The 21,250-nt window shown below is 62.3% G+C and carries 19 protein-coding genes; 14 read left to right on the top strand and 5 right to left on the bottom strand.

What is annotated here, in order from left to right; all coding sequences use genetic code 11:
* Window positions 1–6 precede the first annotated feature (6 nt).
* Both G7026_RS14900 and gap read right to left on the bottom strand, forming a co-directional pair.
* On the bottom strand, window positions 7–471 hold the full coding sequence (locus G7026_RS14900; protein ID WP_181071703.1) for a methylglyoxal synthase: 465 nt from the start codon (window positions 469–471) through the stop codon (window positions 7–9).
* A gap of 57 nt (window positions 472–528) precedes the next feature.
* Window positions 529–1,530 (bottom strand): type I glyceraldehyde-3-phosphate dehydrogenase, encoded by a 1,002-nt coding sequence (gap, locus tag G7026_RS14905; RefSeq protein ID WP_181071704.1) that lies wholly within the window; start codon window positions 1,528–1,530, stop codon window positions 529–531.
* 116 nt (window positions 1,531–1,646) lie between these two features.
* Here gap and edd point away from each other — a divergent pair, with 116 nt between their 5' ends.
* From edd to G7026_RS14955, 10 genes are all read left to right on the top strand, one after another.
* Window positions 1,647–3,476, top strand: coding sequence for a phosphogluconate dehydratase (gene edd / locus G7026_RS14910; RefSeq protein WP_181071705.1), 1,830 nt, complete (start codon window positions 1,647–1,649; stop codon window positions 3,474–3,476).
* Window positions 3,473–4,435 (top strand): glucokinase, encoded by a 963-nt coding sequence (locus G7026_RS14915; RefSeq protein WP_181071706.1) that lies wholly within the window; start codon window positions 3,473–3,475, stop codon window positions 4,433–4,435. Before edd ends, G7026_RS14915 begins: the two co-directional genes overlap by 4 nt.
* A 131-nt stretch (window positions 4,436–4,566) precedes the next feature.
* Window positions 4,567–5,298 carry a response regulator gene (locus G7026_RS14920; protein ID WP_181071707.1) on the top strand — a complete coding sequence of 244 codons (732 nt, stop codon included), beginning with the start codon at window positions 4,567–4,569 and terminating at the stop codon, window positions 5,296–5,298.
* Complete coding sequence (locus G7026_RS14925; protein WP_219858447.1) at window positions 5,288–6,754, top strand: ATP-binding protein; 1,467 nt, start codon at window positions 5,288–5,290, stop codon at window positions 6,752–6,754. The genes G7026_RS14920 and G7026_RS14925 overlap by 11 nt, the downstream gene beginning before the upstream one ends.
* Before the next feature lie 153 nt (window positions 6,755–6,907).
* Complete coding sequence (locus G7026_RS14930; protein ID WP_181071709.1) at window positions 6,908–8,140, top strand: D-mannose isomerase; 1,233 nt, start codon at window positions 6,908–6,910, stop codon at window positions 8,138–8,140.
* A gap of 115 nt (window positions 8,141–8,255) precedes the next feature.
* Window positions 8,256–9,524: an ABC transporter substrate-binding protein gene (locus G7026_RS14935; RefSeq protein WP_181071710.1), complete on the top strand. Its 1,269-nt coding sequence runs from the start codon at window positions 8,256–8,258 to the stop codon at window positions 9,522–9,524.
* Between the two features lie 119 nt (window positions 9,525–9,643).
* Window positions 9,644–10,552 (top strand): carbohydrate ABC transporter permease, encoded by a 909-nt coding sequence (locus G7026_RS14940; RefSeq protein ID WP_181071711.1) that lies wholly within the window; start codon window positions 9,644–9,646, stop codon window positions 10,550–10,552.
* Window positions 10,545–11,375 (top strand): carbohydrate ABC transporter permease, encoded by an 831-nt coding sequence (locus G7026_RS14945; RefSeq protein ID WP_181071712.1) that lies wholly within the window; start codon window positions 10,545–10,547, stop codon window positions 11,373–11,375. The genes G7026_RS14940 and G7026_RS14945 overlap by 8 nt, the downstream gene beginning before the upstream one ends.
* An 8-nt stretch (window positions 11,376–11,383) precedes the next feature.
* Window positions 11,384–12,544: an ABC transporter ATP-binding protein gene (locus G7026_RS14950; protein WP_181071713.1), complete on the top strand. Its 1,161-nt coding sequence runs from the start codon at window positions 11,384–11,386 to the stop codon at window positions 12,542–12,544.
* Between the two features lie 200 nt (window positions 12,545–12,744).
* Entirely contained in the window at window positions 12,745–13,974 is a 1,230-nt protein-coding gene (locus G7026_RS14955; RefSeq protein WP_181071714.1) for a maltoporin, read from the top strand.
* Between the two features lie 76 nt (window positions 13,975–14,050).
* On the opposite strand, the gene G7026_RS14960 is transcribed toward G7026_RS14955, so the two are convergent.
* Window positions 14,051–14,911 (bottom strand): MurR/RpiR family transcriptional regulator, encoded by an 861-nt coding sequence (locus tag G7026_RS14960; protein ID WP_219858448.1) that lies wholly within the window; start codon window positions 14,909–14,911, stop codon window positions 14,051–14,053.
* Between the two features lie 186 nt (window positions 14,912–15,097).
* Here G7026_RS14960 and zwf point away from each other — a divergent pair, with 186 nt between their 5' ends.
* The 4 genes from zwf to rluB all read left to right on the top strand — a co-directional run bounded on the left by zwf (window position 15,098) and on the right by rluB (window position 19,287).
* Window positions 15,098–16,567 (top strand): glucose-6-phosphate dehydrogenase, encoded by a 1,470-nt coding sequence (gene zwf / locus G7026_RS14965; RefSeq protein ID WP_181071715.1) that lies wholly within the window; start codon window positions 15,098–15,100, stop codon window positions 16,565–16,567.
* Window positions 16,554–17,267 (top strand): 6-phosphogluconolactonase, encoded by a 714-nt coding sequence (gene pgl / locus G7026_RS14970; RefSeq protein ID WP_181071716.1) that lies wholly within the window; start codon window positions 16,554–16,556, stop codon window positions 17,265–17,267. The genes zwf and pgl overlap by 14 nt, the downstream gene beginning before the upstream one ends.
* Before the next feature lie 17 nt (window positions 17,268–17,284).
* On the top strand, window positions 17,285–17,929 hold the full coding sequence (locus G7026_RS14975; RefSeq protein WP_181071717.1) for a bifunctional 4-hydroxy-2-oxoglutarate aldolase/2-dehydro-3-deoxy-phosphogluconate aldolase: 645 nt from the start codon (window positions 17,285–17,287) through the stop codon (window positions 17,927–17,929).
* 188 nt (window positions 17,930–18,117) lie between these two features.
* On the top strand, window positions 18,118–19,287 hold the full coding sequence (gene rluB, locus G7026_RS14980; protein ID WP_181071718.1) for a 23S rRNA pseudouridine(2605) synthase RluB: 1,170 nt from the start codon (window positions 18,118–18,120) through the stop codon (window positions 19,285–19,287).
* Window positions 19,288–19,364: 77 nt separating this feature from the next.
* Here rluB and G7026_RS14985 read toward each other — a convergent pair whose 3' ends face one another.
* Together G7026_RS14985 and G7026_RS14990 are read right to left on the bottom strand one after the other, a co-directional pair.
* The gene (locus G7026_RS14985; RefSeq protein ID WP_181071719.1) at window positions 19,365–20,297 is read right to left on the bottom strand and encodes a GGDEF domain-containing protein; all 933 of its coding nucleotides are present in this window, start codon (window positions 20,295–20,297) and stop codon (window positions 19,365–19,367) included.
* 195 nt (window positions 20,298–20,492) lie between these two features.
* The gene (locus G7026_RS14990) at window positions 20,493–21,233 is read right to left on the bottom strand and encodes a YciK family oxidoreductase (RefSeq protein ID WP_181071720.1); all 741 of its coding nucleotides are present in this window, start codon (window positions 21,231–21,233) and stop codon (window positions 20,493–20,495) included.
* Between the last annotated feature and the right edge of the window lie 17 nt (window positions 21,234–21,250).

The following is a 21,250-nucleotide window of genomic DNA, read 5'->3' on the forward strand; positions in this document are numbered from 1 at the left end:
GGCCGGTCAGCGCCTTCCGTCCAGGTAGCTGGCGTAATCGGGTATCCGGTACTCGTGGGCCTGTTCGAAGAGCGGGCTGCTGAGCAGGTAATCGGCGCTGCTCTCGTTGCTGGCCACCGGAATGTTCCACACCGCGGCAATGCGAAGCAGAGCCTTCACGTCCGGATCGTGTGGCTGTGGCTCGAAGGGGTCCCAGAAGAAGATCAGAACGTCGATGCGCTGCTCGGCGATGCGCGCGCCGATCTGCTGGTCGCCCCCCAGTGGCCCGCTGAGCATGCTTTCAACCGGTAGGTCGAGTGTTTCGCTCAGCAGCATGCCGGTGGTGCCGGTGGCGATCAGCTCATGGCGCAGCAGTTGCTCGCGCTTGCGCAGCGCCCAGGCGAGCAGGAATGACTTGCAGTGATCGTGGGCGACCAGGGCGATGCGTTTGCGAGTTGGAAGCTGCGCGTTGGTGAAGGCGATGCGGTTCATGGTTATCCCTCCCTGGGAGACGGGCGGGCTGGTTGGGCCGCACCCGTCGTGCCAGCCTCATGCAGCGTTGTACAAGGCCTTGCAGCTGTCCAGCATGCGGTTGGAGAAGCCCCATTCGTTGTCGTACCAGGCCATGATCTTGAGCATCCGACCGCTGGCCTTGGTGTGGTTGGCGTCGAAGATCGATGAAAGTGGGTTGTGGTTGAAGTCGCAGGAGACCAGCGGCAGGCTGTTGTAGCCAAGTACCGACGACCGCTCGCTGGCGGCCTTGAGCATGGCGTTGACCTCGTCGGCACTGGCTTCGCGGGTGGTCATCAAGGTCAGATCGACCAGCGATACGTTGATCACTGGCACGCGCACCGCCATGCCGGTGAACTTGCCGGCGAGTTCCGGCAGCACCAGGCCCACCGCTTCGGCCGCGCCGGTCTTGGTCGGAATCATCGACTGGGTGGCCGAGCGGGCGCGGAACGGGTCGCTGTGATAGACGTCGGAAAGGTTCTGGTCGTTGGTATAGGCATGGATGGTGGTCATCAGGCCTTGCTCGATGCCGAGCTCGCGTTGCAGCACCTGGGCGACCGGTGCCAGGCAGTTGGTGGTGCAGGAGGCGTTGGAGATGATCTGGTGCGACTGGCGCAGGCTGTCGTCATTGACACCGTAGACGATGGTGGCGTCGACATCTTTGCCGGGTGCGGAAATGATCACCTTGGAGGCGCCGGCCTCGAGATGCGCAGCCGCCTTGTCGCGCGAGGTGAACAGACCGGTGCATTCGAACACCACGTCCACCTGATGCTCGCGCCAGGGAAGCTCGGCTGGATTGCGCAGTGCGGTCACCGCGATACGATCGCCATTGACCACAAGGTGCTGCTCCTCGACCTCGACGGTTGCGTCGAAATGGCCGTGGACGCTGTCGAATTGCAGGAGATGGGCGTTCATGGCCGGGCTGCCCAGGTCATTGATGGCCACGACCTGCATATCCTGACGGTAACTCTGGGTATATAGGGCGCGAAGGACATTGCGTCCGATACGGCCGAAACCGTTGATGGCGATTCGAATGGTCATAGGCATCCAGGACGAGATTTGTTGTGGGAATTACAAGATTATTCCTGTCAAAATAGAAATCAAGGCTGAGGTTATGCAATTTTGTTGTTAAAACCATGATTAGCAGGAGTGATGACATGCACCCGCGAGTTATAGAGGTCACCGAGCGGCTCATCGAGCGCAGCCGCCCGACCCGACAGCGCTATCTGGCGATGATGGCTGCCGCCGCCAGCGAGGGGCCGCAGCGCGGCGCGCTGCAGTGCGCCAATTTCGCCCATGGCGTAGCCGGTTGCGGTTCGGCCACCGACAAGCAGCGCCTGCGGCTGATGGACGAGGCCAACGTGGCGATCGTGTCGGCCTATAACGACATGCTTTCGGCCCACCAGCCGTACCACTACTTTCCCGACGTGATCAAGGAAGCGCTGCGCGAGATGGGCTCGGTCGGCCAGTTCGCTGGTGGCGTCCCGGCGATGTGCGATGGTGTGACTCAGGGCGAGGCCGGCATGGAGCTGAGCCTGGCCAGTCGCGAAGTCATTGCGCTGTCCACCGCGGTGGCGCTGTCGCACAACATGTTCGATGCAGCGCTGATGCTGGGCATCTGCGACAAGATCATCCCGGGGCTGATGATCGGGGCGCTGCGCTTCGGCCATCTGCCCACTGTGTTCGTGCCAGGCGGTCCGATGACCTCCGGCATCCCGAACAAGGAAAAGGCCGAGGTTCGCCAGCTTTACGCGGAAGGAAAGGCCACCCGCGAAGAACTGCTCGAATCCGAGATGAAGTCCTACCATGGGCCCGGTACCTGTACCTTCTACGGTACGGCCAACACCAACCAGGTGGTGATGGAGATCATGGGGCTGCACCTGCCCGGATCGTCTTTCGTCAACCCGTACACGCCGCTGCGCGACGAGCTCACCCGCGAGGCGGCACGCCAGGTCACGCGCATGACCAAGCAGAGCGGCAACTACCTGCCGCTGTGCCAGGTGGTCGATGAAAAGTCGATCATCAACTCCGTGGTGGCGCTTTGTGCCACTGGCGGCTCGACCAACCACACGCTGCACATCCCGGCATTTGCGCAAGCAGCCGGTATCCAGCTGACCTGGCAGGACATGGCCGACATCTCGGCGGTGGTGCCGACCCTGGCCAAGGTCTATCCCAACGGCCAGGCGGACGTGAACCACTTCCATGCGGTCGGTGGCGTGCCCTTCATGGTGCGCACCTTGCTCGAAGCCGGCTTGTTGCATGAGGACGTCTACACGGTCCTGGGCAAAGGGCTGTCGCGCTATACCCAGGAACCTTTCCTTGAGGACGGCAAGCTGGTCTGGCGCGAAGGGCCGCTGCAAAGCCTGGACGAGGCGATCCTGCGCCCGGTGGAGCGCGCCTTCTCGCCGGAGGGCGGCTTGCGCGTGCTCGAAGGCAATCTGGGGCGCGGCGTGACCAAGATTTCTGCCGTGGCGCCTGAGCACCGGATCGTCGAGGCGCCATGCCGGGTTTTTTCCGACCAGACGGAGCTGGCCCAGGCGTTCAAGGCCGGCGAGCTGGAGCGCGATTTCATCGCGGTGGTCCGCTTCCAGGGGCCCAAGGCCAACGGCATGCCGGAGCTGCACAAGCTGACGCCATTCCTCGGCGTGCTGCAGGACCGCGGCCACAAGGTCGCGCTGGTGACCGACGGCCGTATGTCGGGCGCTTCGGGCAAGGTCCCGGCGGCCATCCATGTGAGTCCCGAGGCCATCGATGGCGGGCCGCTTGCGCGGGTTCGCGACGGCGACATCATTCGCGTCGACGCGGCGGCAGGCGAATTGCGCGTGCTGGTCGATCAGGCCGAGTGGGACGCTCGCGAAAACGCGGCCGCGCCCAGCGACCTCGGCCTGGGTTGCGGGCGGGAACTGTTCGGCTTCATGCGTGCGGCGTTCAGCCCAGCGGAGCGGGGCGCCAGTGTATTCACCGAGGGCTTGGAGGCGCTCAAGTGAGCATTGCTCTGGTAGGCGATATCGGCGGGACCAACGCCCGCTTCGCGCTGTGGCGCGATCAGAAACTGGAATCGATCCGCGTGCTGCAGACCGCCACCTATGCCAATCCGGAAGCGGCGATCCGTGCCTACCTCGACGAGGTCGGGCAGTCGGTCGACTCGCTGCGGGCGGTATGCCTGGCCTGCGCCGGGCCGGTGGAGGGCGAGGAGTTCCGTTTTACCAATAACCATTGGCGTCTGAGCCGGCGTGCTTTCTGCGAAGACCTCGGGCTGGCTGAGCTGCTGCTCATCAACGATTTCAGTGCCATGGCACTGGGCATGACCCGCTTGCATGACGATGAGCGGGTAACCGTCTGCGAGGGTGAATCGGAGGCGGGTCGCGCCCGCCTGGTGATCGGCCCGGGCACTGGACTCGGCGTGGCCACGTTGTTGCCGCTTCAGGGTGTTGGCTGGCGGGCGCTTCCGGGGGAAGGTGGGCACGTCTGCCTGCCGGTCGGTTCGTCACGCGAAGCGGCGCTGTGGGGGCTGCTGCATCAGGAGTTGGGTCACGTCAACGCCGAGGCGATTCTCAGTGGAGGTGGGCTGCTTCGCCTGTATCAGACCAGCTGCCGTCTCGATGGTCGCGAGCCCGAACTCGAATCGGCAGCACAGATCACTGAGGCCGCGCTGGCCGGCGAATCTTATGCGACGCAGGTATTGCAACAATTCTGCATCTGGTTGGGTCGTATTGCCGGCGACAACGTGCTGACCACGGGTGCCCGTGGCGGCGTATACATCGTCGGCGGCATCGTGCCGCGCTTCGTCGATTTCTTCCTGAGTAGCGGGTTCGAGCGGAGTTTCCGCGACAAGGGCTTCATGGCGCCTTACTTCGAAGGCGTTCCGGTGTGGCTGGTCACGGCCGAATATCCGGGCCTCGAAGGTGCCGGTGTGGCCTTGCAGCAGCGGCTGGAGGGCGCCTGAGATCGGATGTGCGCGACAGGGAGTCGATCGAGGGGAATACAGCGTAATCTTGGCGGTCTTAGTCGTCCGGCCTGCAGATCTGCCAGCCGGACGCTAATGTTCTAACGACAAGAACAAGAAGGGATTCGATCGTGACCCATGCTGGAAAATCGATCCTGCTCGTCGACGACGATCAGGAAATTCGCGAGTTGCTGCAGGCCTACCTCAGCCGTTCCGGGTTTCAGGTACGGGCCGTTGCCGATGGCGCCGGCTTTCGCCAGGCGCTGCTGGACGAGCTTGCGAGCCTGGTGATCCTCGATGTGATGCTGCCCGACGAGGACGGCTTCAGCCTCTGCCGCTGGGTGCGCGAGCATCAGCGGTTCGCCCGCGTGCCGGTGATCATGCTCACGGCAAGCTCCGACGAGGCCGATCGAGTCATCGGGCTCGAACTGGGCGCGGACGACTATCTGGGCAAGCCCTTCAGCCCGCGGGAGCTGCTGGCGCGGATCAAGGCATTGCTGCGACGCGCGCAGTACGTCGAGCAGCCGGCCAGTGACGTGCTGGCCTTTGACGACTGGCGCCTCGATCTGATCAGCCATCGGCTGTTCCATGTCGACGGGGAGGAGGTGTTCCTTTCCGGTGCCGACTTCGCCTTGCTCAGGCTGTTTCTCGACCACCCCCAGCACATCCTCGACCGCGACACCATCGCCAACGCGACCCGCGGGCGCGAAGTGATGCCCCTTGAGCGCATCGTCGATATGGCGGTCAGCCGGCTCCGGCAGCGCCTGCGCGACACCGGCAAGCCACCCCGGTTGATCCGTACCGTGCGCGGCGCGGGTTATCTGCTCGCGGCCAGCGTGGCGCCCTGCAACGATGCGCACTGAGCCTGCACGTCGCCGAATACTTCGCATAGTGCCCCGCTCGCTGCTGGGTCGGATGCTGCTGCTGACCCTGTTGGCAGTGCTTATGGCGCAGGCCTTATCGAGCTTCATCTGGGTATCACAACTGCGCGCGAGTCAGATGGAGGGCCTGTTGACCAGTGCGCGGAGCCTGGCCCACTCAATGGCGGCGAGCGTCAGCTATTTCCGCTCATTGCCGCTGGGCTACCGGCCGCTGGTGCTCGATCAGCTTCGCAGCATGGGTGGCACCCGTTTTTTCGTATCGCTCAATGAAAAGCCGCTCGAGATGCAGATACTGCCGCCTACCGAGCGTAAGGAAGCCGTATTGGCAGAGGTCGACGAAGTATTGCGCGATCGCCTCGGCAAGGACGTGGATATGCTGGTCAGCTTTGTCAGTCCAGACGACCTGCGCATTTTTAATGGTGGTTTAAGGCTCGATGAGTTGCCGCGTTCGTGGGCCCACTATGCGTTGAGTCTGGAGCCGCTGAACCCACCGGTACTGGTCACCCAGATCCAGATCGCGCCGGACGAGTGGTTGTATCTGGCATCGCTGATGCCGGCGCCCTATGTCGCTCTGGAAGACGAAGGCCTACCCGTCCAGCAGCTCTGGTTCATTTTCCTGACCAGCAGTTTCCTGCTGCTGTTCATCGGCGTTCTCGTGCACTGGCAGAGCCGCCCTCTGAAGCACCTGGCACGGGCGGCGCGCGACATGTCATTGGGCAGCGAGGTGGAGTTGCTCCCCGAAGCTGGTGGCAGTGAGGTGGTTGCAGTCAGTCGCGCATTCAACAGCATGCGTGAACGCATCGGCCGCTACTTGACCGAGCGCAGCCAGCTGTTCAGTGCGATCTCCCACGATCTTCGCACGCCGATCACACGACTACGGCTGCGTGTCGAGCTGCTCGAAGATGAGGCCATGCAGCACAAGTTCAGCCGCGACCTCGACGAGTTGGAACTGCTCGTCAAGGGGGCCTTGCAGTGCGTGAAGGACACCGACATTCACGAGAACATCGAGCCGCTGGACCTCAACCTATTGCTTGATTGCGTGACCGAGCCGTATCTGGCGCCCGCTGGCAATGGCCGAGTGACGGTTCAGGGTAGAGCCGTCGAGCTCTATCCCGGCAAGCCCCTGGCACTCAAGCGCTGTATAGGCAATCTGTTGGATAACGCATTGAAATATGGCGAGCGTGCACATTTGCTGATCGAAGACAGCGGGAGCGCCTTCGTTCTGCATGTGGACGATGAAGGTCCGGGCGTGCCTGAATCCTGGCTGGAACAGGTGTTCGAGCCGAACTTTCGTCTGGCGGCCAAGCAGCCCGGCTACGGGCTTGGGCTTGGGATTGCGCGCAACATCGCCCACAGCCATGGTGGCGAAATCAGCCTGCGAAACCTGCAAGAGGGCGGTTTGCGCGTCACCTTGCGGCTGCCCCGGACGCTTGAATGAACGTCACCAGGCGGTGACACCCGTAGCCGCGTTCGTTACCTGGCGTGAGCCGTGCACCCGCTAGACTCTGCCTGCGAGCCGATGAGGCGGCCTTGTCTACCCATGCCGTCGATGGCTATCAAACGAAGGCACCACCCCGCATGGGACCAAACAATGAGAACAGTTGCACCGCTGCACCCTGACAGCTGGCTACAAAAGCCTGCTCATATAGCCTGGCTGGCGGCAGAAGGCATGCGCCTGCTGCCCTTTGCCCGGGCATCACGGGTCGATCAGGGATTCGCCGCGCTCGACGCCTGTGGGCGACTTCCTGAACCGGCCTGCGCCGAGCTGATCCATACCACACGCATGACGCATTGTTTTGCTCTGGCACATATTCAGGGCATTCCGGGTTACGCCGAACTGCTCGATCATGGCATCGGCGCGCTGCAGGGCGCCTTGCGTGATACCGAGTTTGGCGGCTGGTTCGCCGACGCCGCGCGCGCCGGTGATAAGTCGGCCTACCTGCACGCATTCGTAGCGTTGGCCGCCAGCTCCGCACGGATGGCCGGACGACCCGGTGCGCAGGCCTTGCTCGACGAGGCGATAGCTGTCCTTGAGGCGCGCTTCTGGAGCGAGGAGGAGGGCGCCTTGCGCGAAAACCTGAGCCGCGACTGGGGGCAGGAAGAAGCCTACCGGGGCGCCAACAGCAACATGCACGCCACCGAGGCTTTTCTCGCCCTGGCTGATGCCACCGGCGATACGCTGTGGCTGCAACGCGCCCTGCGCATCGCCGAGCGTGTGATCCATGGTCATGCAGCGACACGTGGACACGTGGTGGTCGAGCATTTCGACCAGGAATGGGAGGCGCTGCCAGACTACAACGATGACCGGCGCGCCGACCCGTTCCGCCCGTATGGCAGCACGCCGGGGCATAGTTTCGAGTGGGCGCGTCTGTTGCTGCACCTCGAAGCCGCCTTGCAAGCGGCCGAGCTCCCGGCACCGGACTGGTTGCTAGCAGACGCCTGCGGGCTGTTCGCCAGGGCCAGCCGCGATGCCTGGAATGCGGACGGCGCGCCTGGACTGGTGTACACCCTCGACTGGGCGAGCCAGCCAGTAGTACGGGCACGTCTGCATTGGGTTCATGCCGAAGCCATCGCTGCAGCCGCGGCGCTTCTCAAGCGCACGGGAGAGCCTGCCTACGAAGACTGGTACCGCTGCTTCTGGGAGTTCAGCGCCAGTCGTTTCATGGATCTGCAGAACGGCAGTTGGCACCACGAACTCGACACTAGCAACCAGCCCGCGAGCAGCATCTGGCCAGGTAAGCCTGATCTCTACCACGCCTATCAAGCCATCTTATTGCCGCGTCTGCCTCTGGCGAAGAGCCTGGCGACGGCTCTCGCGGTGTAACAGCTCGGTGACATAGACACATCCCTTCGTTACCACGCCCGGGACTTGCCCGGCTTAGACTCCGTGCAGCGCAAGCATCAGGCTTGTATGCATAACAACAAGAAAAGGTATTCAAATGAACGCGATTACTCGCCTCGCCACTGTCGTTTCTCTCGCCTCGTTGTTTCCTCTTTCTGCTTTGGCAGCCGACTCCAAAGGCACTGTAGAAGTCGTGCACTGGTGGACGTCTGGTGGTGAAGCCGCCGCGGTAAAGGTCTTGCGCGACCTGGTCGACAAGGACGGCTTCACCTGGAAAGACAGCGCCGTTGCCGGGGGCGCCGGTTCCGCGGCGATGACTGTTTTGAAGACCCGTGTCGTATCCGGCAACCCTCCAGGTGCTGCGCAGATCAAAGGTCCAGACCTGCAGGAGTGGGGTGCGCTTGATCTGTTGAGCTCGCTCGATGAAGTGGCCGAAGCCAACGACTGGAACAAGCTGCTGTCGAAAACCGTGATCAATACCATGCAATATGACGGTCATTACGTGGCCGTGCCGGTGAACATCCACCGCGTCAATTGGTTGTGGATCAACCCCGAAGTCTTCAAGAAAGCGGGGATCGACAAAGCGCCTACCACCCTCGACGAACTGTACGCCGCTGGCGACAAGCTCAAAGCGGCCGGCTTCGTTCCATTGGCTCACGGCGGCCAGCCGTGGCAGGACAGCACCGTTTTCGAAGGCCTGGTGCTAGGCATCATGGGGCCCGAGGGCTATCACAAAGCATTTGTCGAGCACGACGAAGCGACGCTCACCAGCCCACAGATGACCGAAGTGTTTACCGCGCTGAAAAAGCTTTCCAGCTACATGGACGATAACCGTGCAGGCCGTGACTGGAACCTGGCCACCGCTGAAGTGATCAACGGCAAGGCCGGCATGCAGATCATGGGCGACTGGGCGAAGAGCGAATGGACCGCAGCTGGCAAAGTGGCCGGCACTGACTACCAGTGCGTCCCGATGCCCGGTACCGCGGGCAGCTATACCTACAACATCGACTCCATCGCCATGTTCAAGCTCAAGAACGAAGGCGACATCGCTGCGCAGCACGCTTTGGCCAGAATCGCACTGGAGCCCGAGTTCCAGTATGTGTTCAACCAGAACAAAGGCTCCATTCCGGTTCGTTCCGACCTGGACATGAGCAAGTTCGACAGCTGTGCACAGGCGTCGATGAACGACTTCAAAGAGGCCGACCAGAACGGCACGTTGGAGCCGAGCATGGCCCATAGCATGGCCACCAATCTGGCAGTGCAGGGCGCCATCTTCGATGTGGTCACCAACTTCATGAGCGAGAAGAACGCTGATCCAAGCAAGGGCGGCGCGCAAATTTATGCGGCGATCAAGTCAGCTCAATAGGCTGATCCGGGCCAGCATTTTTTAGCCCCTTTCCTTCGTCGTACCCCTCGTGGCAGGACTGCGGTCTTGCTCGAGGGAGCGTTCGGCCCGAATTTCTACCTTCTGACTGGTAACGCTCGATGAGTGTCACGATGGTACTTAGCAAGGCTTCGCCCTTGGACGCGCTGCAGCGCTGGCTGCCCAAGCTGGTGGTTGCACCGACCATGCTTGTGGTCATGGTCGGCTTCTACGGCTACATCCTCTGGACATTGGTGCTGTCTTTCACCAACTCCAGCTTCATGCCCAGCTACAAGTGGGTCGGCCTGCAGCAATACGCCCGCTTGATAGATAACGACCGCTGGTGGGTTGCGAGCAAGAATCTGCTGGTGTTTGGCGGCCTGTTCATCGGCATCAGCCTAGTGATCGGCGTGTTACTCGCCGTGTTGCTGGACCAGCGCATTCGGCGTGAAGGATTCATCCGAACCATCTACCTGTACCCTATGGCCTTGTCGATGATCGTCACCGGCACCGCCTGGCAGTGGTTGCTCAATCCTGGCCTGGGCATCGACAAGATGCTGCGTGACTGGGGCTGGGAAGGTTTTCGCTTCGATTGGCTGGTTGACCCGAACCGGGTCATTTACTGTCTTGTGATCGCGGCGGTATGGCAAGCCTCTGGCTTTGTCATAGCGCTTTTTCTTGCTGGCCTGCGCGGCGTCGATCAATCCATCGTACGTGCCGCGCAGATCGACGGCGCCAGCCTGCCGAGCATTTACCTGCGCATCATCTTGCCGAGCCTTCGGCCTGTCTTCTTCAGCGCCGTGATGATTCTTTCGCACATTGCAATCAAGAGCTTCGACCTGGTGGCGGCCATGACCGCGGGCGGGCCCGGCTATGCCTCCGATCTACCCGCGATGTTCATGTACAACTTCACCTTCAGCCGCGGGCAGATGGGGGTAGGGTCCGCCAGCGCAATGATGATGCTCGGCGCGATCCTGGCGATCCTGGTGCCGTATCTCTATTCGGAACTGAGGGGCAAACGCCATGACTAGAGCATTCAGCCCAAGCCGACTAGCCATTCACGCAACCTTGCTGGTGGCGGCAGCCCTCTATTTGATACCGCTGGTCGTCATGCTGTTGACCAGCCTCAAGACCCCGGAAGATATCCGCACGGGCAACCTGTTGTCCTGGCCCGAAGTGTTCACCCTGATCGGCTGGGTCAAGGCCTGGAGTGTGGTCGATGGGTACTTCTGGAATTCAGTGAAAATCGCCGTGCCCGCAGTGCTGATTTCGACCGCGCTCGGTGCCCTCAATGGGTATGTCCTTTCGATGTGGCGCTTCCGTGGCTCGCAGCTGTTCTTCGGTATGTTGCTCTTCGGCTGCTTCTTGCCGTTCCAGACCGTGTTGCTGCCAGCCTCTTTCACGCTTGGCAAGTTCGGCCTGGCAAACACCACGACCGGCTTGGTGCTGGTGCACGTCGTCTACGGCATCGCCTTCACAACGCTGTTCTTCCGTAACTACTACGTGAGCGTACCCGATGCGCTGGTGCGAGCTGCGCGCCTGGACGGTGCTGGATTTTTCACCATCTTCGGGCGGATTCTGCTGCCCATGTCAACGCCAATCATCATGGTCTGCCTGATCTGGCAGTTCACCCAGATCTGGAACGACTTCCTCTTCGGCGTGGTGTTCGCCAGTGGCGATGCCCAGCCCATTACCGTGGCCCTCAATAACCTGGTGAACACCAGCACCGGGGCCAAGGAATACAACGTCGATATGGCGGCGGCGATGATCGCCGGTTTGCCAACGCTGGTGGTGTACATCTTCGCCGGCAAATATTTCCTGCGCGGGCTGACTGCCGGCGCCGTCAAGGGTTAGGAGCACACATGGCATCCCTCGAACTACGCAGCGTGCATAAGAGCTATGGCAGTGGCCTGGCCGACACGTTGAAGAACATCGATCTATCGATCGACTCCGGCGAGTTCCTGATCCTCGTCGGGCCGTCCGGCTGCGGCAAGTCCACGTTGATGAACTGCATCGCCGGACTCGAGGCCATCACCGACGGCGCGATTCTGGTCGATGGAACCGACATCAGCGGCGCCAGCCCCAAGGATCGCGACATCGCCATGGTGTTCCAGTCCTACGCGCTCTATCCGACGATGAGCGTGCGCGACAACATCGCCTTTGGCCTGAAGATGCGCAAGATGCCATCCGCCGCCATCGAGGAAGAGGTGGCGCGCGTGGCCAAGCTGCTGCAGATCGAGCACTTGCTGTCGCGCAAGCCGTCGCAGCTGTCCGGGGGCCAGCAGCAGCGTGTCGCGATGGGACGCGCGCTGGCGCGGCGACCTAAGATCTATCTGTTCGACGAGCCGCTGTCGAACCTCGACGCCAAGTTGCGCGTCGAGATGCGCACCGAAATCAAGCAGATGCACCAGCGTCTGAAGACCACCACGGTCTACGTCACCCATGACCAGATCGAGGCGATGACGCTCGGTGACAAGGTGGCTGTGATGAAGGACGGCATCATTCAGCAGTTCGGAACGCCGCAGCAGATCTACAACAACCCGGCGAACCTCTTCGTTGCCAGCTTCATCGGTTCGCCGCCGATGAACTTCATTCCGCTGCGCCTGCAGCGGCGTGACGGGCGATTGGTGGCCTTGCTGGACAGCGGTCAGGCGCGCTGCGAGCTGCCGCTCGGCCTGGTCGACGGAGAGTCGCTCGACGGCCGCGACGTGATCCTGGGCATTCGTCCGGAGCAGATCGGCGTGGCCAGCGGCGAGGGTGCCCTGGCCAGTATCCGCGCCGAGGTGGAAATCACCGAGCCGACGGGCCCGGACACGCTGATCTTCGTCAAGCTCAACGACACCAAGGTCTGCTGCCGCCTCGCCCCGGACGCCGCGCCGCAGATCGGCGAAAGTCTGCAGCTGCAGTTCGATGCCGACAAGGTGCTGCTTTTCGACGCCCAGACCGGGGAGCGCCTGGGGTTGCAGGGAAAGCGGCAGCCGGTTGAGCGGGCCGGCAACGTCGCACGGTTCAATAGCCGCTGAAGAAACACGAACGGAAAATCAGCCAGGCCTCGGTAACACTCCCGCAGGCTTCGAAGGTCGAACCGGTTCGCAGCTGCGGCATCGGCGGCGAACCGGGGTAGACGAGCCTCCTGGGCTCGATACGCGCGCAGTACGGGCCATTGGCAAGGTAGCAAACGGTACGGGCCCGGTAGAACAATAAAAAAATCATCGGAGTGAATATGAAAATAACAACACGTCTAAGCCTCGCCGCGGCTGTTGCCGGCCTGGTGCTGCCCCTGTCCGGACATGCCCTGGAATTTACCGGCTACCTGCGTAGCGGGATCGGCGAGTCGACCAGCAGCGGCAAACAGGCCTGCTTCCAGCTTCCGGGAGCGCAGTCCAAGTACCGCCTGGGCAACGAGTGCGAGCAGTACGCCGAACTCGACCTGCGCCACGACCTGTTCACTTTTGGCGATGGATCGGTACTGAGTATCGAGGGCATGGCTGCGCTGTATAACGAATACAACTACTCGCCCAAGTTCACTGGCGATCACGGCTGGGCCAGGATGAATCAGCTGTATGCCGAGTGGAGCAAGGTACCGGCCCTCTATAACGGTTCGCTCTGGGCCGGTCGCCGGTTCTACAAGCGTAACGACATCCACATCTCCGACTTCTACTACTGGAACCAGAGCGCCACGGGCGCGGGTATCGAGGACATGGAAATCGGTGGGCTGAAATACAGCTACGCTTTCTCGCGCAAGGACAGCGTGTTCCAGGAGGAGTACGTCAACCGCCACGACTTCAACGTCGGCGGCTTCGATTCCAACCCGGGCGGCGAGCTGGAGTTCGGCGTCAGCTACATCGACGACCCGGATCGGGCCGACAGCAACAGCGGCTGGTCGACGACGGTCCAGCACAAGCAGGACAATTTCCTCGGGCTGGGCGGCGGCAACACCTTCGCCGTGCAGTACGGCCGTGGCCCTGGTACCGGCCTCGGCTACACGGGCGACGTCACGCTGGATCGCAACAACAAGAGCTGGCGCGTGGTGGAATACTTCGACTGGCAGGTCACGCCGCGGTTTGGGGGCCAGGTTCAGGCGGTGTACCAGAAGGACACCCGCGAGAACGGTACGGACCAGGACTGGCTGTCGGTGGGTATCCGTCCGACCTATGCCTTCACCAACCAGTTCAAGCTGGTCACCGAGCTCGGTCACGATCAGGTGGACGCCGACGGTGGCACCCGCAAGCTGACCAAGTTCACCATCGCGCCGACCTGGTCGCCGGCAGGTCCCGGTTTCTGGGAGCGTCCGGAAGTGCGGGTCTACTACACCTATGCCGAGTGGAACGCCGCGGCCCAGCGCGCTGCCAACCTGATCGCGGCCGGCAGTGCCTTGTCCGATACCGGAACGTTCGGCGATGCCCGCCATGGTTCGAATTTCGGGGTGCAGGTGGAGTACTGGTGGAAATAGCTGGGATCGGTAGAGAGCGGCCATTGGCTTCCCGCTGAGCGTTTCCCAGGTCGGGCCGCACTGTGCGGCCCGATTGCTATCCCTCGCTGGGGTAACGGGTGGCCAGCAGGCTTTCCTTGATTTTGCGCAGGTGGGGTTGGAAGTCGATGCCGCGGCGCAGGGTCACGCCTGTCGCCAGGACGTCGAGCACGGTGAGCTGGATGATGCGAGAGGTCATCGGCATATAAATGTCGGTGTCTTCGGGTAGCGGGATGTCCAGGCTCAGCGTACTGACCTCGGCCAACGGCGAGCCCGCGGCCGTCAGACCCAGGACCGAGGCGCCCTGATCGCGCGCCATACTGGCCACGTCCACCAGCTCACGGGTGCGGCCGGTATAGGAAATGATCACGAACAGGTCTCCGGTGTGTGCCACCGATGCGAGCATGCGCTGCATCAACACGTCGGCGTGGGCCGTCACCGGCAGGTTGAAACGGAAGAATTTGTGCTGCGCATCGAGGGCCACGGGCGCCGAGGCGCCGAGCCCGAAGAAATGAATCTGGCGCGCCTGGATCATCAGGTCCACCGCGCGGCTGATGATCTCGGGGTCTATGCTCTGACACGCCGCGTCGAGCGAGGCGATCGCACTGCCGAAAATCTTCTGGGTATAGGCGAGGGGGCCGTCGTTGGCCTCGACCGCTCGACTGACGTAGGCCGCACCGCTAGCCAGGCTCTGGGCCAGCTGGATCTTCAACTCCGGGTAGCCGCTGACGCCGAACGAGCGGCAGAAGCGATTGACCGTCGGTTCGCTGACCTTGGCGGCCTGCGCCAGGGCCGCAATGCTGTAGCGTGTGGCTTGCTGCGGATCGCGCAGGATGATCTCGGCGACTTTTCGCTCGGCCTTGTTAAGCTCTTCGAGGCGATTTTTGATCTGCTCCAAGAGATTTTTCACGCGATCCATGTCTTTTCCTTATGGGGAGACTGCAAGGGCATAGGCAGCGGGTCCGCTGCGGCGCTGGCGCGAATGATGATACCGAAACCACTATTAGGCAAAAAATCCAGGGAATGTAGTTTTAATAACAACATTTTCTGCATAAACTGCTTCGGCACGCTCATCTAAAAGTTGTAATTGCTTAGAATAGATATCATGCCTGCTATCAGTGTTGATGCAACAACCTTCGCTCTGTTCGGCGCCCTTGGCGACCTGGCTCTGCGTAAGCTGTTTCCTGCGCTCTACCAGCTCGACCGAGCGGGATTGCTGCATGGCGGTACCAAGCTCCTTGCGCTGTCGCGCGACCCGGGCGATCCGCAGACCCACATGGCAACAATCGAGCAGGCGATCAGGCGGTACGTGCCCGACGCGGACATCGACGAAGCCGTCATGGCTCGTTTTCTCGGACGGATGCAGTACCTGACCATCGACTTCCGCCGCCGCGAGGACTTCGTACCGCTGGTGCAAATGGTCGCGCCGGAGATGCCGCTGATTGCCTATTTCGCGACGCCGGCGTCGGTGTACGGCTCTATCTGCGAAAATCTGGCGCATGCCGGGCTCGCCGAGCAGACGCGTGTGGTGCTGGAAAAACCGATCGGCCATGACCTGGCGTCTTCGCGGGTGATCAACGATGCGGTTGCCGAATTCTTCCCTGAGAGTCGCATTTACAGGATCGATCATTACCTGGGCAAGGAGACGGTCCAGAATCTGATCGCGCTGCGGTTCGCCAACAGCCTGTTCGAGACCCAATGGAATCAGCACCACATTTCCCACGTGGAAATCACGGTAGCCGAAACGGTGGGCATCGAAGGGCGCTGGGGTTATTTCGACCAGGCTGGACAGCTGCGCGACATGATCCAGAACCACTTGTTGCAGCTGCTTTGCCTGATCGCCATGGACCCTCCGAGCGATCTGACCGCCGACAGCATTCGCGACGAGAAGGTCAAGGTGCTCAAGGCGCTGGCGCCGATCACGCCGGAGATGCTCAGCCAGCGTGTGGTGCGCGGTCAGTACGCCTCCGGCAGCGTGAATGGCAAGGCGGTGCCCGGGTATCTGGAAGAAGAAAATTCCAACGCCGAAAGCAGCACCGAAACTTTCGTCGCCCTGCGCGCGGACATCTGCAACTGGCGTTGGTCCGGCGTGCCGTTTTACCTGCGTACCGGCAAGCGCATGGCGCAAAAGGTTTCGCAGATCGTCATTCATTTCAAGGAACCGCCGTTCTACATCTTCGCGCCCGAGCAACGCTCGTTGATCAGCAACCGCCTGATCATCCGCCTGCAGCCGGATGAGGGCATCGCGTTGCAGGTAATGACCAAGGAGCAGGGGCTCGACAAGGGCATGCACCTTCGCAGCGGTCCGTTGCAGCTCAATTTCTCCGAAACCTACAAGCGCTCCCGGATACCCGATGCGTACGAGCGGCTTCTGCTCGAGGTCATGCAGGGCAATCAGAACCTGTTCGTGCGCAAGGATGAAATCGAATATGCCTGGAAGTGGTGCGACCAGTTGATCGATGGTTGGAACCGATTGGGCGATACCCCCAAGCTCTATCCGGCCGGTTCCTGGGGGCCGGTGGCCTCGATAGCGCTGATCACTCGAGATGGGAGGTCCTGGTATGGCGATCTTTGAACTTGAACTGCCTTCGGGCGTGGTAGCCCACAGCCTGGCCAATGCCGAAAAGCAGGCCGAAGCGCTGGCTCGCACCGTGGCCGAAGCCTTGAATTTCGCCATCGAGACCGACGGCTGCGCCAGTCTGGTGGTGTCGGGAGGGCGCAGCCCGATCCGTTTCTTCGAGGCGCTGTCGGCTCAGTCGCTGGACTGGTCGAAGGTCCAGGTAAGCCTGGCGGACGAGCGTTGGGTTCCGCCGTCCCATTCCGACAGCAACGAGGGCCTGGTGCGGCGCCATCTGTTGCAGAACGAGGCCGGCAAGGCTCGCTTCGTCGGGCTCTATCAGGCTACCCCAACCCTGGCCGAGGCCGTCGCTGGTGCAGAGCAGGGCTTGGCTGCGCTCAAGCGTCCCCTCGATGTGTTGGTGCTTGGCATGGGTGACGATGGGCATACCGCCTCGCTGTTTCCCGGCAATCCGGGCCTTGGCGAGGCATTGGAGCAGACCTGCGAGGTGGCCTGTGTGCCGATGCTGGCACCCGCGGCTCCGCATCAACGTATCAGCCTGACCTATCCGCTGCTGGCCAGCGCACGCCTCCAATGTCTGGCCATTCAGGGCGAGGCAAAACTCGACACGCTGCGCCGGGCGCTGACGGTCGATCCGGTGCAGATGCCGATCCGCGCCTTCCTGCATTCCCCTCTCGAGATCTACTGGTGCCCGTGAGGCCCGAGGAGCTTTCCATGAACATGGAGCAAAAGAACGAGCTGATCGAGCGCCTCTGCGAGCGCGCCAGGATCCTCCCAGTCATCACCATCGATAGCGAAGATCAGATATTGCCCATGGCCGATGCGCTCGCCGCCGGTGGCCTGAAGACACTGGAGATCACCTTGCGCTCGGCCCACGGTTTGACCGCAATCCGCCGACTGCGTAACGAGCGCCCCGACCTGTGCATCGGTGCCGGTACCGTGCTCGATCGGCGCATGCTCGACGAGGCCGAGGCGGCCGGCGCGCAGTTCATCGTGACTCCGGGCTCGACGTCCGAACTGCTCGAGGCCGGAGTCAATTGTTCGGTGCCGATGCTGCCGGGCATCAGCGATGCGTCCGGCATCATGCTCGGTTATTCGCTCGGTTACCGCAGATTCAAGCTGTTCCCAGCCGAGGTCTGCGGCGGTGTGGCGGCAATCAAGGCCTTCGCCGGCCCGTTCGCCAACGTCAGGTTCTGCCCGACCGGCGGGGTCAATGCCGGTAACGCCCGCAGCTACCTGCAATTGGCCAATGTGATGTGCGTCGGTGGCACCTGGATGCTCGACAGCAACTGGTTGAAGAGCGGCAACTGGGAACAGGTTCGTCGCAGCAGCGCCGAGGCGCTGGCCGCGCTCTCCTGACCGTCCAGGCAAGCCTCGGCTCGCCTGTTGTTTGGCCAGGCAACCCCTCGGTTGCCTGGTTTTTTTTGCCCGCGGCCTCAGCGGCCTACCGGTGGGCGCACGAGCGCCTACACTAGGTGATGCGAAGCCGGGTTCCGCGTATCATGCGCGGCCTTTCTATCGGAACTGCCACACCGGGAGGTGCCCAGATGACCGAACACGACGATACAACCCCCCACGTTGCCCACGGCGAAAAGCTGCAGAAGGTGCTGGCCCGCATGGGCCTGGCGTCGCGCCGCGAAGTCGAAAGCTGGATCGCCGAAGGCCGCGTCAAGGTCAACGGTGCGGTCGCAGCGCTTGGGCAGCGTGTCGACCTGCATGACGCCATCGCCCTCGATGGCCGTGTGCTCAAGCGCGAGGAGGCCACCGAGGCTGTTCGTCGCGTACTCATCTACAACAAGCCCGATGGCGAGATCTGCACCCGTGACGACCCGGAAGGTCGGCCGACCGTGTTCGACCGGCTGCCACGTCCGAAGGAGGGTCGCTGGATCAACATCGGCCGGCTGGACATCAACACCACCGGACTGCTGCTGTTCACCACCGACGGTGAGCTGGCCAACCGCCTGATGCACCCGTCCTACGAGATGGATCGCGAGTATGCGGTGCGGGTGCGTGGCGAGGTGACCGAGGAAATCCTCGAGAACCTGAAGAAGGGCGTCATGCTCGAAGATGGCCCTGCCAAGTTCACCGACATCCAGGAAGCGCCCGGTGGTGAAGGCTTCAACCACTGGTATCACTGTGTCGTGATGGAAGGGCGCAACCGCGAAGTTCGCCGCCTGTGGGAATCGCAGGGGCTGGTGGTGAGCCGCCTCAAGCGCGTGCGCTTCGGTCCGGTATTCATGACCTCCGATCTGCCCATGGGGCGTTGGCGCGAGATGAACCAGGTCGAGGTCAATATTCTCAGCGAGGAGGTGGGTCTGGCCCCCATCACGCTGCCGGAAATGAAGACCAAGATGCGCGAAAAACTCGAGCGCCTGCAGCGCAAGGCGGCCAAGCCGCTCGGTCGTGGTGAGCGCCGGGCTCGCGTGCTGCGCCCGGCTCTCGACGGCGCTTCGCCGCGCAGCGAGGAGTCGCGCGGTCGTGGCGAGAAGCCCGCGCGCAAGCCTCGCGTGGGTGGTGGTGGTGGTGGTGGTGAGCCGGTACGTGGAACGCCGGTGGCCGAGCGCCCCGGTGACGATCGCAAGCGCAGCCCGCGTAACGACGCTGGTGCTGGCAGGCCCGCAGCGAAAAAGCCCGCACCGGCCAAGCGTCGCGGCCCGCCTGCTGCGGAGGGTCAGCGCCCGGGCTTCGGTCGTCAGGATCGGCCCAGGCGCCCCTGAGTCAGAGCGCAAGCGGTAAAAAGACGCCTCCGAGGTGAGAACCTCGGAGGCGTTTTCGTGTGTGCGGACTTTCCCTATTAAAGGGCGATACTCAGCTGATTACGGCCGCTGCGCTTGGCGCGATAGAGCGCGGCGTCGGCTCGTTGCAACAGCTGCTCGAGGGTCTCGGGTGCCCGATAAGTCGCGCTGCCCAGGCTGATCGATAGGTGCACAGGCTGGCCGTCAATCTCGAACGGATGCTGATCCACTGCCGCGCGTAGCCGTTCGCCGACCAGGGCCGCATCCTTGGCGTCGGTGTTCGAGAGCAATACGAGAAATTCCTCGCCGCCGTAACGGAACAGCATGTCGACGTTGCGCAGCTGGCGCTTGAGGCGGCTGACTACTCGCTGCAACGCCTCGTCGCCGCCACGGTGGCCATGGCTGTCGTTCAGGTCCTTGAAGTGGTCCAGGTCGAGCATGATCAGGCTGAGCGGGTGGCCGTGCCGGCGGGCCAGTTCGATCTCACGTGCCAATGCCTGATTCATCGCGCTGCGATTGCCGGCGCCGGTCAGCTGGTCACGCAGCGATGCCTGCACGGCTCGGCGGTAAGTCAGGGCGTTGCGCAATGGGAACAACAGGCAGCCGAGTAGCGCCTCGAGCTGGTTGAGGCGGTGGTCATCGATGCGCTGCGTATCCTGCAGGATGATTTCGCCCAGTTCCTCGGCCTCGTAATGCAGCCGGTAGCTGGCGGTATGGGCGGCGGCAGGCGAGCCAAGCGTGAGTTGAAGATCGGTCTCCTCATGGCGGTAAAGCAGCGCCGCGAAGGGAAGCACGCCCTGGATGTCGGTGAAGAACATCTCCAGCAGCCGGTCGATCTCCAGGCTGGTCTGCAGTCGCAGGTTCAGTTGCCGGTAGAGATCGGCCAGGGTCAGCGGGCGTTTGGAATGTTTCGCTGCCTGGCTTGCGGCCAGTAATTGCTTGCGGGCGGTTTCGAAGTCTACGGTGTTGGATGTCTGGTCGGGAGACGGCATTGCATGGCCTCAGCGCAAAATGCGCGCCTGATGCCATGATTAATGCGATTTTGATGCCAGTTGACTAATCTATTTAAATCAATCGGATACATGAAATTGTCTGGGTCGAGCGGCAAAACTTTGCCGGCTTGCCGGTGCAAGTGATGCCGCTTTGACATCTCTGCTCGGGATCGCGCCAGAAAACCGGCTTTCCAATTATTGTGCGTTCAGTGCCTGGCCATTTACCGCCTGGCTGTCCGGTCCCATGAGGTACAAGTACACCGGCATGATCTCGTCCGGTGTCGGATTGGACGCGGGGTTCTCGCCTGGATAGGCATGCGCGCGCATGTCGGTACGGGTGGCGCCGGGGTTCACGCTGTTGGCGCGAGCCGAGCTGGTGCCGTCGAGCTCATCGGCGAGTACCTGCATCAGCCCTTCGGTGGCGAACTTGGACACCGCATAGGCGCCCCAATAAGCGCGCCCCTTTCGGCCAACGCTACTGGAGGTAAACACCACCGAGGCGTCGCTCGATAGCTTCAGCAGCGGCAGCAGGGTACTGGTCAGCATGAACATCGCGTTGACGTTGACCTGCATCACCCGCATGAAGTTGTCGCCGGAAAGCTGTTCCAGGGGTGTGCGCGGCCCGAGGATGGAGGCGTTATGCAGGAGGCCGTCGAGCCGCCCGAACTCGGCTTCGACCATCGCCGCGAGTTCGTCGTACTGGTGGGACAGTGCCGTTTCCAGGTTGAACGGGATCACCACTGGTTGAGGGTGGCCCGCCGCTTCGATCTCGTCGTAGACGCGGTTGAGGTTTTCTTCGGTCTTGCCCAGCAGCAGGACTGTCGCGCCGTGGGCCGCGTAGGCCTTGGCGGCGGCCGCGCCGATGCCGCGTCCGGCACCGGTGACCATGATGATCCGGCCATCGAGCAGGTTGGCTGGGGCGTTGTAATCGAACATCGTCATCTCTCGTTCAA

It is taken from the genome of Stutzerimonas azotifigens, from assembly GCF_013522725.1.
GTDB lineage: Bacteria > Pseudomonadota > Gammaproteobacteria > Pseudomonadales > Pseudomonadaceae > Stutzerimonas > Stutzerimonas azotifigens_A.